Origin of the sequence: Microbulbifer okhotskensis, assembly GCF_023895975.1 — a bacterium.
Lineage (GTDB): Bacteria > Pseudomonadota > Gammaproteobacteria > Pseudomonadales > Cellvibrionaceae > Microbulbifer > Microbulbifer okhotskensis.
Map to the genome: position 1 here is coordinate 81,719 of NZ_JALBWM010000004.1, position 15,839 is coordinate 97,557.

Annotated in this window: 12 protein-coding genes; 10 read left to right on the forward strand and 2 right to left on the reverse strand. The window is 53.9% G+C overall.

Annotated features, from left to right (window positions below):
- The first annotated feature begins 17 nt into the window (after positions 1-17).
- The 6 genes from trkA (at position 18) to MO867_RS01870 (ending at position 7,230) form a co-directional block, all read left to right on the forward strand.
- Positions 18-1,403, forward strand: coding sequence for a Trk system potassium transporter TrkA (gene trkA / locus MO867_RS01845; RefSeq protein WP_252464241.1), 1,386 nt, complete (start codon positions 18-20; stop codon positions 1,401-1,403).
- A gap of 88 nt (positions 1,404-1,491) precedes the next feature.
- Entirely contained in the window at positions 1,492-2,943 is a 1,452-nt protein-coding gene (locus MO867_RS01850) for a TrkH family potassium uptake protein (RefSeq protein ID WP_252464242.1), read from the forward strand.
- Between the two features lie 96 nt (positions 2,944-3,039).
- The gene (locus tag MO867_RS01855) at positions 3,040-4,071 is read left to right on the forward strand and encodes an efflux RND transporter periplasmic adaptor subunit (protein WP_252464243.1); all 1,032 of its coding nucleotides are present in this window, start codon (positions 3,040-3,042) and stop codon (positions 4,069-4,071) included.
- Between the two features lie 51 nt (positions 4,072-4,122).
- On the forward strand, positions 4,123-4,818 hold the full coding sequence (locus tag MO867_RS01860; RefSeq protein ID WP_252464244.1) for an ABC transporter ATP-binding protein: 696 nt from the start codon (positions 4,123-4,125) through the stop codon (positions 4,816-4,818).
- Positions 4,815-5,975, forward strand: coding sequence for an ABC transporter permease (locus MO867_RS01865; protein WP_252464245.1), 1,161 nt, complete (start codon positions 4,815-4,817; stop codon positions 5,973-5,975). The genes MO867_RS01860 and MO867_RS01865 overlap by 4 nt, the downstream gene beginning before the upstream one ends.
- A 67-nt stretch (positions 5,976-6,042) precedes the next feature.
- A complete protein-coding gene (locus MO867_RS01870) occupies positions 6,043-7,230 on the forward strand; it encodes an ABC transporter permease (RefSeq protein WP_252464246.1) in 1,188 nt (395 codons plus the stop codon).
- 35 nt (positions 7,231-7,265) lie between these two features.
- Here MO867_RS01870 and MO867_RS01875 read toward each other — a convergent pair whose 3' ends face one another.
- Complete coding sequence (locus MO867_RS01875; RefSeq protein ID WP_252464247.1) at positions 7,266-8,153, reverse strand: lysophospholipid acyltransferase family protein; 888 nt, start codon at positions 8,151-8,153, stop codon at positions 7,266-7,268.
- 159 nt (positions 8,154-8,312) lie between these two features.
- Between MO867_RS01875 and glyQ the strand changes: the two genes are divergently transcribed.
- From glyQ to MO867_RS01895, 4 genes are all read left to right on the forward strand, one after another.
- Positions 8,313-9,269, forward strand: coding sequence for a glycine--tRNA ligase subunit alpha (glyQ, locus tag MO867_RS01880; RefSeq protein ID WP_252464248.1), 957 nt, complete (start codon positions 8,313-8,315; stop codon positions 9,267-9,269).
- The gene (gene glyS, locus MO867_RS01885) at positions 9,269-11,350 is read left to right on the forward strand and encodes a glycine--tRNA ligase subunit beta (protein ID WP_252464249.1); all 2,082 of its coding nucleotides are present in this window, start codon (positions 9,269-9,271) and stop codon (positions 11,348-11,350) included. Before glyQ ends, glyS begins: the two co-directional genes overlap by 1 nt.
- A 56-nt stretch (positions 11,351-11,406) precedes the next feature.
- Positions 11,407-11,958 (forward strand): D-glycero-beta-D-manno-heptose 1,7-bisphosphate 7-phosphatase, encoded by a 552-nt coding sequence (gmhB, locus tag MO867_RS01890; protein ID WP_252464250.1) that lies wholly within the window; start codon positions 11,407-11,409, stop codon positions 11,956-11,958.
- Between the two features lie 315 nt (positions 11,959-12,273).
- Positions 12,274-15,252 (forward strand): S8 family serine peptidase, encoded by a 2,979-nt coding sequence (locus MO867_RS01895; protein WP_252464251.1) that lies wholly within the window; start codon positions 12,274-12,276, stop codon positions 15,250-15,252.
- A 79-nt stretch (positions 15,253-15,331) separates the two neighbouring features.
- On the opposite strand, the gene MO867_RS01900 is transcribed toward MO867_RS01895, so the two are convergent.
- On the reverse strand, positions 15,332-15,814 hold the full coding sequence (locus MO867_RS01900) for a serine hydrolase domain-containing protein (protein ID WP_256473699.1): 483 nt from the start codon (positions 15,812-15,814) through the stop codon (positions 15,332-15,334).
- Positions 15,815-15,839 lie beyond the last annotated feature (25 nt).

Consider the following 15,839-nt stretch of genomic DNA (forward strand, 5'->3'; position numbering starts at 1 on the left):
CGCGAGTCTCATCCGATATGAAAATTGTCATTCTCGGCGCCGGCCAGGTAGGCGGCTCTCTGGCAGAGGCATTAGCCTCTGAGCGCAATGATATTGTCCTGGTGGACAGCGACGAGAAAACCCTGCGCGAACTGCGCGACCGCATCGATATTGGCGTGGTACTCGGCCACGCCTCTCATCCGAATATCCTTATGGAGGCCGGTATTGAGGATGCCGATATTCTGGTAGCGGTCACCAATAACGATGAGACCAATATGGCGGCCTGCCAGATTGCGCACTCGCTGTTTCGCGTACCCACAAAGATTGCGCGAGTGCGCGCCTCCTCTTACCTGCAGTATCCGGAGTTGTTTGATACCCAGGCAATTCCCATCGATGTCCTGATTAGCCCGGAACAGTTGGTGTCGGAATATATCTCCCGCCTGATGGAACATCCCGGTGCACTGCAGGTATTGGACTTTGCTGGTGGCCGCGTACAGCTGGTCACAGTGCTGGCCGTCCAAGGTGGCCCGCTGGTAGGGCAGCAGTTGCGCTATCTGCGCGAGCATATGCCCAAAGTGGATACTCGTGTGGCCGCTATCTACCGCCGTAACCGCCCGATAATTCCCCAGGGTGATACGGTGATTGAAGCTGGCGATGAAGTATTTTTTATTGCCGCACGAGCGGATATTCGCGCGGTTATGAGCGAATTGCGCCGACTTGAGCACGGCTACAAGCGGGTGGTTATTGCCGGCGGTGGCAATATCGGTCTGCGCCTAGCCACGCGCCTTGAAAATCGCTACTCGGTAAAAATTATCGAGCAGAATCACGAGCGCTGTGTATTTTTGTCCGAGCAGTTATCTCACACCATCATTTTGCATGGCAGTGCCTCCGATCAGGAACTCCTGCTCGAAGAGAGCATCGAGGATACCGATGTTTTTCTTGCCCTCACCAATGACGACGAAGCTAATATCATGTCGTCGCTATTGGCCAAGCGCCTGGGTGCGCGCAAGGTAATGACCCTGATCAACAACCGTGCCTATGTCGACCTTGTGCAGGGGGGAGAAATCGATATTGCGATTTCTCCCCAACAAAATACTATCGGCAGCCTGCTTACCCATGTGCGCCGCGGGGATATGGTCAACGTACACTCGCTTCGCCGCGGTGCCGCAGAAGCGATCGAAGTTATCGCCCACGGTGATGAGCGCACGTCCAAAGTGGTGGGGCGTAAAATAGAGGACATCGATCTGCCCGAAGGCGCATCAATCGGCGCCATAGTTCGAGAGACAGAGAACGGCAGCGAAGTGCTAATGGCCCACGATGATGTCATTGTACAAAGCGATGATCACGTAATTGTCTTCCTGATCGATCGCCGCCAAACCCGGCATGTAGAACAGTTGTTCCAAGTGGGTTTTGGTTTTTTCTGATCTCCTGAATTTTTTTCATCATCCGGTGACAACTACCTGCGTCGTCCAGATAACATTGCAACAAATAACAATAGGCTGATAAGCGCCAATGCGAATTGCGGTAATTGCGCGAGTTTTTGGAATTCTCCTGACGGTGTTCAGCCTGACACTGCTGCCACCGATAGGGGTCTCCCTATGGTACGAAGATGGTACCCACAGCGCATTTGTCGCCGCCTTCGTAATCACCCTGCTTACCGGCCTTTTTATGTGGTTGCCGGTACACGACTTGCGCGAAGACCTGCGCACCCGTGACGGATTCGTGGTGACCTCATTGTTCTGGCTGCTACTAGGCAGCTTCGGTGCCCTTCCCTTTATTATCAGTCCACAACCGGACCTGAGTGTTACCGACTCTATTTTTGAATCCATCTCCGGCCTCACTACCACTGGTGCTACGGTCATAACCGGGCTGGATTCCCTGCCCCCGGCCATCCTCTACTATCGACAACAATTGCAGTGGTTTGGCGGCATTGGCGTAATTGTTATCGCCTTGGCGATTCTGCCCATGCTCGGTATCGGCGGTATGCAGCTGTACAAAGCGGAGATTCCCGGTCCGGTCAAAGACACCAAACTGACCCCCCGTATCGCCGAAACGGCGCGGGCGTTGATTGTTATCTACATCATCCTCACCATCCTTTGCGGTATCGGCTACTGGTGGGCGGGCATGACGGTCTTCGATGCCATTGGCCACGCTTATTCCACCGTGGCCAATGGGGGCTTCTCCACCCACGATGCCAGCATGGGCTTCTATGCCCACAACCGCGCCATCATGATTATCTGCATCGTATTTATGTTTACTGCAGCCATTAACTTTGGCCTGCATTTCTTCGCCTTCCGCAACAAAACACTGAGGCACTATTGGCGCGATTCAGAGTTTCGCTTTTATGTCATGCTGATCCTTGGCGCCGGTTTGCTGATTAGCTGTTACCTGTGGATATTGAATATTTTCTCTCCCGGCAACAGCCTGCTACATGGCTTTTTCCAGGTGGTTTCTATCAGTACCACCGCCGGTTTCGCCTCGGAGAACTTTTCTGCCTGGCCGGTATTTTTGCCCTATGTTTTGTTGCTACTGGGCATTCTTGGTGCCTGTGCCGGCTCCACGTCGGGGGGGATTAAAGCCGTGCGCGGTATGCTGATTATGAAATCCGGTATGCGCGAACTGAATCGATTGGTACACCCCAATGCGGTGATTCCCATCAAGATCAATCGCAAAATAGTTCCCGACCGGGTTACCGATGCAGTCTGGGGCTTCTTCGCGGTCTACGTTTCATCGTTCTTTATTCTCGCCATTATTGTGATTGCCACTGGCGAGGACTTCGTCACTTCTGTTACTACCGTGGCTTCCTGCCTAAGTAACATCGGCCCCGCCCTGGGCGAAGCTGCCGCTCACTATGGCGCAGTCAATGAGGTCGCCAAGTGGTTCCTGATCCTCGCCATGCTGATGGGGCGTCTGGAAATTTTTACCCTGCTAGTACTACTTACCCCGGCTTTTTGGCGCCATTAACGACACAATATTTCATAGCCACGTTAACGCGTGGCAATATTTTTTAGTTTCTGCCACAGTAGTTGTTTACAGGAAGTAATTCATAAAAAAGGCTGTATGAGCAGAGACACCAGTGCGTTGCTCGGTCAACTCAAGATTGATCGGGAAACAGCGCCCGAGCCCAAATCCTCATCGCGAAAAATTTTATTGGCGGCATCTGTCGGCATAATTACCGGCATTGTTATTGGTCTTGCCGGTGCCTCTCTCTTCGCAGAGGATAAAGCGCCAGTTCTCCCCCAAAACCGTGAGCCCCAAGCCAATACTCTCACGCTGATCCCCCGAGAGGACAAATTCCGTGAAACCATACTCAATGCCTCCGGCTATATAACACCGCGGCGTATGGCCACTGTCTCTGCAGAGGTAATGGGCCTGATCAGCAGTGTCGATGTCGAGGAGGGTATGCAGGTCGAAGAGGGTCAGGTCCTGGCCCGTTTGGATGATGCCAAGGCGCGGGTAGCACTGGATTTCGCCCAAGCACAAATCCTGGTTCTTCAGGCCCAGCAAGCAAGTATCCACGCGAAACTGAAAGAAGCTGAACGCCAGTACCGCCGCTTCGCTGGATTGCGCGACAAAAATTATTCCAGCAAAGCACAGTTAACCCAGAGCGAAGCTTCTGTGGAAGGGCTCCGGGCTGACCTAAACAGCGCCCAGGCCAATATACAAGTCGCTGTTCTCGAAGCGGAAAGACAGCGTGAACGCTTGGCAGACCATACTATCCGTGCTCCCTTTGCCGGTGTTGTCACCACAAAGAACGCTCAACCTGGCGAGATAGTCGCGCCCAGCTCCGCCGGCGGCGGTTTTACCCGCACCGGTATCTGCACCATCGTAGATATGAGTTCACTCGAGATAGAAGTAGATGTGAATGAGGCCTTTATTGGCCGGGTTGCCAAAGGCCAGAAAGTTAACGCTAACTTGGATGCCTACCCGAACTGGAATATCCCAGCCACTGTTATCGCCATAATCCCAACTGCCGACCGGGCCAAGGCCACCGTCCGGGTACGAATCGCAATCGATAATAAAGACGTCCGAATCCTGCCGGATATGGGTGTTAAGGTGGGCTTTCTCGCTGGAGAGGTTGCAGCACCCTAGGAACACGGAAAAACACAAAAGAGATTTTATTCTTATACGAGGGTATTTGAGATGTCAGAGGAAGTGTTGTTTCAGCTAAAGGGTGTGAGCAAAAATTTTGTGAAAGGCAAAGAGACCATTTCCATTTTTGAGTCTCTGAATATGGAAATTGATTGTGGTGACTTCGTTGCCATCATGGGACCGTCGGGCTCGGGGAAAACAACACTTTTGAATATGCTCGGCGGTGTCGATCAGCCCAGTGGTGGTGAAGTATGGTTTGATAGTGAGCGCATAGACTCCCTCAGCGAAGGTGCACTGACCCAGTGGCGGGCGAGAAATATCGGTTTTATTTTTCAGTTTTATAATTTGATGCCGATGCTCAATGCCCAGCGCAATGTGGAACTGCCATTATTACTGACTAATTTATCCAAGTCCCAGCGTCGCCATAATGTGGAGACTGCGCTGGCGCTGGTGGGGTTGAGTGATCGCGCCAAGCATATGCCCAGCGAGATGTCCGGTGGACAACAACAACGGGTTGCCATTGCCCGTGCTATCGTTTCCGATCCCAAACTGATTCTGTGTGACGAACCCACAGGCGACCTGGACAGGGCTACTGCAGATGAAATTTTGGAAATGCTGCAATTGCTAAACCGCGATCATGGTAAAACTATCGTGATGGTTACTCACGACCCCGCCGCTGCAAAATATGCAAATCGCACCCTGCATCTCGATAAGGGACAGTTTGTGCAGAGGGAAATAGTGGCATGAGCGATTTTTATTTAATCTACAAAAACATGACGAGGAAACCCTTGCGGTTGTTCCTCACCTGTTTCGCAATTTTTATTGCCTTCCTGATTTTTGGCGCTGTAACCAGTCTCAAGTCTGCATTAAATTCCAGTGTGGAATTATCTGCTGACAATCGACTGGTAGTCTTTAACCGGATCAATTTCACCCAGACATTGCCAATTGCCTATGTTCAAAAGGTTGCCGCAGTCGACGGGGTAAAAAATGTGACTCACCTGAATTGGTTTGGCGGTTACTATCAGGAACCGAGCAGGCAAGTGGTGTCAATGGCCGTAGATCCAGAGTCTTATTTAAAAGTCTATGAAGAAATAGTTGTTCCTGAAGATCAAAAACAGGCTTGGTTTAACAATCGCCAAGGAGCCTTGGTCGGGGAAAAACTCGCGGAAATTTACGCCTGGAAAATCGGTGATAGAATCCCTCTATCCTCCAACATTTTTACTCACAATGATGGGGGGTATACTTGGGAGCTTGTGGTTTCTGGAATATTTAAAGGCGATACTGAGCAGTACGATACGCGTCAGTTATTGCTTCACTACAAATATTTTATGGAAACACAGACCTTTGGCAATGACTGGATCGGCTGGATGGCACTGACCACTGACGATCCCGCCATTAACGAAACCGTGGCAAAAACTATCGATGATAATTTTGCCAACTCCCAAAGCGAAACCGATACCAGTACAGAAAAAGCTTTTAACAAGGCTTTTATTGAGCAAATTGGCAATATCGGCCTGATTATTTTTTCTGTAGTTTTTACCGCCTTCTTTACCATTCTGGTGGTGGTTGGCAACACTATGGCTCTGACTATTCGCGAGCGCACAGGGGAAATCGCCGTGCTGAAAACCTTGGGGTTTTCCAGCACCCGTATTTTCCGCATGGTGCTGTCTGAGTCCCTGTTAATTGCCTTTGTCGGCGGCCTTTCCGGCTTAGCCGCAGCCTGGCTGCTGGTAGAGGGGGTAAAAACCTTCCTGGCCCGATTCCTGCCCAATTTAATTTTGGGTGGGGATATCGCATTGCAGGCAATTCTGTTTATGTTGCTACTGGGCTTGATCACCGGGCTGATGCCGGCTTTTCAGGCACTGCGTCTCAACATAGTGACCGCATTTAACCGACAACAATAAGACTGGGCCAGACCCGCTGAATCCATAAAGCGGATTTCACTGGGGACGCCTTTAAGGAGAGGAAATTATGGGTTCTCTTATTGCACAAGTTGTTTCGGTAACCTTAATGAACCTGGGCAGCCTGCGGCGGCGCCTGTGGATGTCTCTGGCGATGGTATTTGCCTCTGCTGTTGTCGTCGCAATCTTGCTGGCATTTCTCGCGATGGCCAAAGGTTTCGAAGCAACCATGAGTGGAGCCGGCTCTAGCCAGATTGCGATCCTGATGCGCGAGGGGTCTTCAACTGAGCTCAACTCCGTTATTCTGCAGGATCAGGTCAACCTGATTGCAGAATCGGCTGGCGTGACCAGGGACGCCAACGGCCCGCTGGTTTCACCGGAACTTTACGTCATTGTCGACGGTATCAAGAAATCCACTGGAACTGAAGCTAATATCCCCTTGCGCGGTCTCAATAAAATCGGCATGGCCATGCGTAGCAATATGCACTTGGTAGAGGGGCGTATGTTTACCCCCGGCACCAACGAAATGATTGTCGGTGAAGGGGTACTGCGCGAATTTGACGGTTTCGATATTGGTAAAGAAGTACGCTTTGGGAAAAACCTGTGGACAGTTGTCGGGGCCTTTTCCACAGGGGGCAATATCTTTGAAAGTGAGCTGTGGGCAGATGTTAAAATTATCCAGAGCCACTACAACCGGGGAAGCAGTTACCAATCGATCCGCTTACAGCTGGAAAATAACGGCGACCTGAAGCCGATTGAGGAGACGGTTCAGCGGGAACCACGCCTCAACCTGGAGGTTCAAACCGAGCAGGAATATTTCGCCAGCCAGGGTAAGCAGCTGCAATACATCGCCACCTTTGGCTGGATTATCAGTGCTGTGATGGCGCTTGGTGCCCTAGCCGGGGCTCTCAATACCATGTACACCTCAGTGGCAGATCGCGCCCGTGAAATCGCCACTCTGCGCGCTCTCGGTTTCAGCAATTTCTCCGCTTTTTGCGGCACCATCATTGAAGCCATGGTACTGGCGGCCACCGGCGGACTGCTGGGCTCGCTGGCCGCCTATCTGTTCTTCGATGGCCTCAACACATCAACCTTGGGGGGCAGTTTTACCCAAGTAGTGTTCAGCTTTGAAATGTCCCCGGATCTGTTTGTCCAGGGTGCTGTTCTAGCGCTGGTGATAGGGTTTATCAGTGGATTTTTTCCCGCCTGGCGCGCGGCGCGCATGCCGGTCGTAGTCGCATTCCGGCACGCGACTTAATCACTTTTTAAATGTGGGCTTCTATTCAGGAGCCCCTATTTTTTCTTGCGGTAAACTTTGCTCTTGCCTTCCGGCTGCTTTCTGAAGCGCTTGTATTCCCACTGATACTGTTCCGGTGCCTGGGCGATACAGGCCTCCACACCCCGGTTCATCGCTGCCAGGGAAACTTTCTGCTCATCACTATAAATAGCTTTTTCCGCTGGGACAAAAACCAGCTCAAATCCACCTTCTACTCGCTTTCCAAAACCAAATACCACATGGCAATGGGTGCGCTGTATTAGATTATGAATCAGGGTCATCGTCAGCGCGGGACGGCCAAAGAAAGGGGCAAAATCACCGCCCATATCCGGTTCCTGATCGGGAAGAATCAGAGCCAAGTTACCAGCCTTGAGAGACTTAAGCAGCGCGCGTACCCCATGCACGTTAGTGGGGACCATCTTGCCACCAGTCACTTCCCGTCCGCCGCGAATCACCGGGTCCAGAGCCTCGATCTTGGGAGGCTGGTAAAGCACGGTACAAGGAGCCAGAGTGCCTACATATAAACCAAAAATTTCCCAGTTTCCCGTATGTGGCATCAACACAATGGTACCTCGTCCCTCGGCTTCACCTGCACTGAGTAATTGCTGGTTGCGCACCCGCACTATCGCATTCTCATTTTTTGCCCAGGGCTTACTCCACAGTGCGGCCATCTCAAAGCCGGTCATCGCCGTGCTGATCACGCTTTCGCGTGCCAGCCGCTCACGCTGTCTGGGATCCATCGCCGGGTAGCAAAGCGCCAAGTTAATTCTACTTAAGCGCAGCCCCTCAGAACGGCTACACACCGCCATCCTACCGACAAACCAACCCAGGCGCCGCGACCAGTGCAACGGCAGCTTACCGATAAGTTTCAGTGCCCCTACAGCAAGGCGCCCCTTAATATCCACTGAATTACTTCCTATCCAAAAAGCCGCTTTACAGCGGTTGTGTTGGCCAAGTATGGCCATTGAACCCGTTCGGCACAGCTATAGCGCTTTAAGCACGGGAGCCGCTGCCGCTATAATTGCGCCCCTTTGCCCACAGCAGATACTGATCTGGAGATAGCGGTGTCCAAGCAATACGATCTCAGTACCTTTCAGGGACTTATATTTGCCCTGCAGGATTATTGGGCGCGCCAAGGGTGCGTCATTCTACAGCCTCTGGATATGGAAGTGGGCGCCGGCACCTTTCATCCGGCGACCTTCCTCCGCGCCATAGGCCCGGAAAACTGGAACGCGGCCTATGTACAACCCTGCCGCCGCCCCACCGATGGGCGCTACGGCGAGAACCCCAACCGCCTGCAGCACTACTACCAATACCAGGTAGTAATGAAACCGTCCCCGGATAATATCCAGGAATTGTACCTCGACAGCCTTCGCGCCATGGGCGTAGACCCGGCTGTCCACGATATCCGCTTCGTAGAAGACAACTGGGAATCCCCGACTTTGGGTGCCTGGGGCCTCGGCTGGGAAGTGTGGCTGAACGGCATGGAAGTAACGCAGTTCACCTATTTCCAACAAGTCGGTGGGATCGAGTGCTATCCGGTTACCGGTGAAATCACCTACGGCCTTGAGCGCATCGCCATGTACCTTCAGGGGGTTGAATCGATCTACGACTTGGTGTGGACCCGCAACCCGGACGGCAGCCCCATCACCTACGGTGATGTTTTCCACCAAAACGAAGTGGAGATGTCGCACTACAACTTTGAACACGCCGATGTGGAATTCCTGTTTGCCACCTTCGATCACTGCGAGCGCGAGAGCAGCCGCTTGATCGAGCTGGGCCTGCCGCTACCCGCCTATGAGCAGGTAATGAAAGCCTCTCACGCCTTTAACCTACTCGATGCGCGCCACGCTATCTCGGTCACCGAACGCCAGCGCTATATCCTGCGCGTGCGTACTCTGGCCCGCGCAGTGGCGCAGGCTTACTACGATGCGCGCCGCGCGCTGGGATTCCCCTTAGCAGATGATGCGCTCCGCGCAGATATTTTGGCCGATGACGCCGAGCAACAGGAGAAGCAGTAATGGCTCAGGATTTTCTGGTAGAACTGGGCACCGAAGAGCTGCCGCCAAAAGCGTTGCACAAGTTGATGAACGCCTTCGCCGACGGTATCACCCAGGGTCTAAAAAGCGCCGAGCTGTCCTTTGGCGAAGTCAAAGCCTACGCTGCTCCACGTCGCTTGGCGGTGGCCGTGTTCGGCCTGGCGGACAAGCAGCAGGACAAACAGATTGAAAAGTTGGGCCCGGCCATCAAGGCCGCCTTCGATAAAGAGGGCAAGCCCAGCAAAGCCGCCGAGGGTTTCGCCCGCAGTAACGGGGTAACCGTAGAGGCATTGGGTCGCAAGGACACCGACAAGGGCGAGCGACTGGCTTTTGTCAGTGAGCAAAAGGGCGCTGAAACCGAATCCCTGCTGTCGGCGATTGTCGACAAAGCACTGGCGCAACTGCCCATCCCCAAGCGCATGCGCTGGGGTGCGCGCCGCGAGGAATTTGTGCGCCCGGTACACTGGCTGGTCATGCTGTTCGGTAACAAAGTCGTCAACGGTGAAGTGCTTGGCCTCAAAGCCAGCAACAGGAGCCGCGGCCACCGCTTCCACTGTAACCGCGAGCTGGAAATCCACTCCGCTCACGACTACACCCAGGTGCTGCGTGAACCCGGTTACGTGATGGTCGACTTTGCCGAGCGCCGCGAGGCGATTCGCGCCCAGGTGATCGCTGAGGCCAACAACGTCAACGGAGATGCGGTCATTGACGACGACCTGCTCGACGAGGTGACCGCGCTGGTGGAATGGCCCGTAGCCCTGACTGGTCGCTTCGAGGAGCGGTTCCTCGAAGTACCGGCGGAAGCACTGATCTCCTCGATGAAGGAACACCAGAAATATTTCCACGTTGTCGATGAGGATGGCCAACTGCTGCCGTTTTTTATCACCATCTGCAACATCGAGAGCCAGGATGCCGCCCAGGTAATCCAAGGGAATGAGCGCGTCATCCGCCCACGTCTGGCCGATGCTGCCTTTTTCTTTGAGACCGACAAGAAGATCAGCCTGGAATCGCGTCGTGAGAAACTGCGCCAAATCGTCTTCCAGCAGCATTTGGGCAGCATCTACGACAAGACCGAGCGGGTTTCCACCCTGGCCCGCGCCATTGCAGAAAAACTCGGTAATAACGGCGATTGGGCCGAACGCGCCGGCCGCCTGTGTAAATCGGACCTGGTCACCGAGATGGTGTTCGAGTTCGCCGATATGCAGGGCATCGCCGGTTACTACTATGCCGAAAACGATGGTGAACCGCTGGATGTGGCCAAGGCCATGTACGAGCAATACATGCCTAAGTTTGCCGGCGACGAGCTACCCGCCAGCGATACCGGTACCGTAACCGCGCTGGCGGATCGCCTGGATACTTTGGTGGGTATATTCGGTATCGGCCAGCCGCCCAGCGGCTCCCGCGACCCCTTCGCCCTACGTCGCGCCAGTCTGGGCGTTATCCGTATTCTGGTGGAGAAGCGTCTCGACCTGGATCTGCACGAACTGTTGGAGTTGGCTCGCGACAATTACCCGCGCACCGCTTTGGGCCAGTACGACACTGTCGTGGCAAAAACTCTGCAGTACGTATTGGAGCGCTTCCGCGCCCGCTACGAAAACCAGGGCATCGCCACCGAGGTGTTTATGGCGGTGGCCGCGCGCAAGCTGTCACGCCCGCTGGATATCGACAACCGCGTACATGCTGTAAATGCCTTTAGCCAGCTGCCGGAATCCGGTGCCCTGGCCGCTGCCAATAAGCGCGTCTCCAATATTCTCGCCAAGCTGGATACCGCCGTACCCAGCAATGCCGATGAACTGTTGCTGCAAGAAGAAGCGGAGAAAGCCCTGTTCGCCGCCGTGCAGGTAGCCCGTTCCGAAGTGGAGCCGCTATATCGTGATGCACTCTACGCCGAGGGCCTCGCCGGCCTGGCTGGACTGCGTGAAACTGTCGACAACTTCTTCGACCACGTGATGGTGATGAGCGACGACGAGCAGCTACGTAACAATCGCCTGGCCCTTTTGGCCCAATTGCGTGCGCTATTCCTCGAGGTTGCCGACATTTCGCTACTGGTGCCCGCCAAGTAAAAGCCAACTGAACCGGGGCCATAGGCCCCGATTCAAACAAACAGGGCGAGTCAGTCATGCCAATTATTATTCTCGGGCGCGATGGGATCATTAACGATAATCCCGATCACTTCGTCAAATCCGCTGACCAATGGCAGCCCCTGCCCGGCAGCATTAAGGCTTTGGCCGCGCTGAGCGCTGCCGGTTACCAATTGGTGATTGCCACGAACCAGAGCGGTCTAGCCCTGGGACAGTTTGACCTGGACGATTTGGAGGCAATACACGCCAAGATGCGTGCAAAAGTGGAGGATGCCGGCGGTGAGATTACCGCAATTTTCTACTGCCCCCATGGTCCCGAAGACAATTGCCGCTGCCGCAAGCCTCTGGCGGGCCTGCTCGATGCTATCGAGGCTGAATTCGATACCAGCCTACACAATTGCTATTTGGTGGGGGACAAGCTGACAGACCTGTACCTTGCCCTGGAAAAGGGATGTAAGCCGGTGCTAGTGAAAACCGGCGCGGGTGAGCAAACCTTGCAACACCTGATCGCCCAGCCGGAACCCCGTCTGGCTACTACATCCGTTTTTGCAGATCTAGCGCATTTCTCAGACTTTATACTCCCTCAATAGCTGTTCTCTTGCCATAGTGTCAGGATGATATAAACGCCCAGTATCCGACCTGGTGCTCCCTATTCGACACAAGATGTTAAAGCCAGCGCCAAGTTATTGAGTTGCGCGACAGATTCCTATAAAAGCGACTGGCAGGGTGGCAAGCCCAGTGTTGTATCAGCGATTTATGCCAGACCATGGAAGGGCAAGGCCTATAAGACGCGCTTAGCAGTTCTGCCGGGGGGAGGGGTTGATACTTGTCGCCTCTGCGGAGAGCCCACCTTTAAGCCTTTTGTTTTGCTGCCACCTACAAAAAACAACAAAAGGGATACTTCAATGAAAATCAAAGTGATATCCGCACTGTTGGCCGGCTTACTGTTATCCGGCGGCAGCATGGCTGCATCGGACAGCGGGGGGCTTAACCTTAGATCCGAAAAACAGCGCAAGGTTTATATCGTACAACTCGATGGAGCACCGCTATCTTCCTACAGTGGCACCATACCCGGTTTGTCGGCGACCAAGCCCAGTAATCGCGGCAAGCTCGACCCCCACAGCAGTAGCTATAGACACTATTCAGATTTTCTCAAATCCCGTCGCCAACAGGTTTTATCCGCTATTCCCAGCGCACACAAAGTGCATGAATACGATACGGCATTTAATGGTTTTGCCGCCGTTATGAGTGAAAAAGACGCGGCCGCACTGCGCAACCGACGAGATGTAAAAGGGGTCTGGGAAGATCGTCTGCTTAAACCTCATACCGATTCCACTGCCGATTTTCTCGGTATCACCCGCATGCCCAGCCCCTGGCTGTGGGGTATTACCGGAGAAGATATAGTGGTGGGGATCATCGACTCAGGAATTCACCCAGAGCACCTCAGCGTCGCCGATATGGCGACTCCACGCCAAGGCAACTTGGGACGTGAGATTCCCTACGGACCAATTCCAGACACTTTCACCAGTGAGGGTTGTGAATTTGGCAACGTCGAATACAACCCCAGCGATGCAGAGTTTTCCTGCAACAACAAACTGATCAAAGCCAAGTCATTTTCCGAAGCTTTCCTTTCCAGCAATGTGTTGGCGGATTATGAATTTATGTCGGCGCGAGATGCCGATGGGCACGGCACCCATACCGCCACTACAGCCGCGGGCAATTACGGCGTAGTAACCCCGGATGGAAAGGTCCTCACCGGAATGGCGCCCAGAGCCCGGATCGCCGCCTACAAGGTGTGCTGGGACGCTCCAGATCCCGATGACAGTGGTTGCTCATCTGCAGACTCAATGGCGGCCATTGACGAAGCCGTTGCCGATGGTGTCGATGTCATAAACTTCTCTATCGGTGGAGCCAGCACCACTTTTAATGGTGCTGACGATATAGCCTTCCTGTTTGCCGCCGATGCCGGGGTATTTGTCGCCACATCGGCCGGCAATAATGGACCTGGGCCTCAAACCATGGGCACCCCCTCCGGTGTCCCCTGGATCACTGCGGTGGGGGCCTCTGAGGATGAGCAGAGTTATGGCTTGGCCTTACAAGTCTCATCGGAAGCGATTTCAGGGACTTACGAGGGGCGAGAAGGCAATGGCTCGGTAGGCCTGGAATCCACCGGTGCCCTGTCGGGTGCAGTTGTGCGCAGTGAGCCGCTGGAGGCCTGCTCCGAACTGACCAATAGTGAAGCAGTGGAGGGACAGATAGCCCTGGTAAAAAGGGGCGGTTGCTCCTTTACCGATAAATACCTCAACGCCGCGCAAGCCGGTGCCGTGGCCATTGTTGTGTACAACGACGGCACAGCAGAAGACCGTATGGACCCCATCGTGATGTCGGCACCGGACACCGCTATTCCCGGTATGATGATCCGCTATGCCGATGGAGAGCTGCTCGCTGGCTTCAGCGGACTTAACGGCATACTGGACCCAGGTCTGCAGGTTCCCCGTGAAGACCGCACGGCCAATTTCTCATCCCGTGGCTACAACGCCGGAGCTCCTGATATTATTAAGCCCGATATCGCGGCACCGGGTGTCGGTATTCTCGCCGGTACTTCTCCGGTGCTGAGCGGTGGCAGCCTGTTTGGCGTGAAAAGTGGTACTTCCATGGCCAGTCCCCATGTAGCCGGCATTATGGCGCTGTTAAAACAGGCGCATCCGGACTGGAGCCCCGCCATGGCCAAATCTGCACTGATGACGACCGCGCGCAACAATCTGCTTAAGTCCTATGGACCTGTCGATGCAGACCCATTTGATATCGGCGCAGGAGCCATAGCCCCCACGGACGCCTTCAAGCCCGGACTGGTTTACGATGCTGGCTTTAATGACTATCTCGCTTTCCTGTGCGGTGCAGAATTTCAGCCGCAAATGGTTGATAACGCCACCTGTGACACCTTGACGTCTCTTGGCTATTCCCTGGATTCCAGCGACCTCAACTTGGCCTCCATGGCTGTTGCGGATCTGGTTGGCAGCCAAACCATCAAGCGTCGTGTGACCAGTGTCGCCCCGGGCCAGCGCTGGTACTGGGCTACGATAAATGCGCCTCAAGGTATCGATGTAAGCGTCAATCCGAAAGTGTTGCGTCTCAGGGAGGGGGAAAGTGCCGAGTTTGAAATTACTGTCACCAGTACAGATTCCGCAGCAATGAATGAATGGGTTTTTGGTGAGCTGACCTGGAAATCGGTAGGTACCCAGATCGATGTGCGCAGCCCTATTGCGATTCGGCCTGTGCCCTTGTCTGCGCCGAAACAACTCTCGGCCTCCGGCACTGATGGCAGCCTCGATCTCGATGTGCACTTCGGCTATGACGGTGACTATCAGGTAGACCTGATCGGCTTGGCTGAGGGAGAGGTCACGGCAACCACCATCGAAGATGGCGATATTGAAGTTATCTTCTTTGATATCCCGGAGGGAACGCAACAAGCTCATATCGCTATGTTTGATGCCGATGTCGGCGATGGTAGCGGTGGCGATGATCTGGACCTTGAGGTCTATGGACCCGCCCCCAACTATCCGGAAGTGGGAACCAGTGGCAACGCCACCTCCGCAGAATCTGTCACTCTCGTGAGTCCCAGCGCGGGGCAATATGCCGCTGTCGTTGTCGATTATGCGACTGCAGCAGGCCCAACCAACTTCAGTCTGTTCAACTTTAACCTGGCTGGGGATGCCGGTAATACCACTGTGGATGCACCGACCCAGGTACAGATAAATACCAACGGTTCGATTTCATTGGACTGGATTAACCTCACTCCAAACACCCGCGCACTGGGTATTTTGATCCACGGCAACGGCGAAAAAAGCTTCGCCGAAACCGAAATAATGGTAAATACCCAGTAAAAAAACGGTTCCGCCACTAAAGCTAGGAAATACATTTCAATTTGTAGCCGGCCAAAGATCAGTCTTTGGCCGGCTCTTTTTATTGGCAGGACGCAGAAGCCTGCGCACGGATAAAAGCGCTGGCAATATCCAGCGAGACACGGCCAAAGTCCCAAAATACCTCGGTTTTACGATTAATATTCACCGCAACAGACAGGTTGTAATCCGGTATTACCATCAGCCAGCTTTGGCTGCCGCGGCTAACACCACCGTGATTAGCGTGACGTAATAATCCCACTCCAGGGATTTCTTGTTCGCGATAACGCCACCCCAAAGCGTAATCCTGCTGATTCACCTCATCATTCGCTAGCTTTTGTGGTGCCCAAAAAATTTCCCGGGTTTCAGCGCTTATGTAGGTTTCATCGAGGTAGCGAGCACCGAGCTTTACCAGATCACTGGGCGTGGAAATATAGCCACCTCCCGGTAGGCGGTGACTTAGATCCACTGGACGCCACTCCCGCAGACGAAGCTCAGCCCCCGATTGCCCATTACTCTTATCAACACTTCGGACAGTTTCATGCAGCTATAGCCCCATAGTCACTGTACCG

What these genes read in the sequence shown, in the direction of transcription:
- trkA (WP_252464241.1), top strand. Translation starts at nt 18, where the DNA reads ATGAAAATTGTCATTCTCGGCGCCGGCCAGGTAGGCGGCTCTCTGGCA.
- MO867_RS01865 (WP_252464245.1), top strand. Translation starts at nt 4,815, where the DNA reads ATGAGCGATTTTTATTTAATCTACAAAAACATGACGAGGAAACCCTTG.
- MO867_RS01855 (WP_252464243.1), top strand. Translation starts at nt 3,040, where the DNA reads ATGAGCAGAGACACCAGTGCGTTGCTCGGTCAACTCAAGATTGATCGG.
- MO867_RS01850 (WP_252464242.1), top strand. Translation starts at nt 1,492, where the DNA reads ATGCGAATTGCGGTAATTGCGCGAGTTTTTGGAATTCTCCTGACGGTG.
- gmhB (WP_252464250.1), top strand. Translation starts at nt 11,407, where the DNA reads ATGCCAATTATTATTCTCGGGCGCGATGGGATCATTAACGATAATCCC.
- MO867_RS01860 (WP_252464244.1), top strand. Translation starts at nt 4,123, where the DNA reads ATGTCAGAGGAAGTGTTGTTTCAGCTAAAGGGTGTGAGCAAAAATTTT.
- MO867_RS01870 (WP_252464246.1), top strand. Translation starts at nt 6,043, where the DNA reads ATGGGTTCTCTTATTGCACAAGTTGTTTCGGTAACCTTAATGAACCTG.
- glyS (WP_252464249.1), top strand. Translation starts at nt 9,269, where the DNA reads ATGGCTCAGGATTTTCTGGTAGAACTGGGCACCGAAGAGCTGCCGCCA.
- MO867_RS01895 (WP_252464251.1), top strand. Translation starts at nt 12,274, where the DNA reads ATGAAAATCAAAGTGATATCCGCACTGTTGGCCGGCTTACTGTTATCC.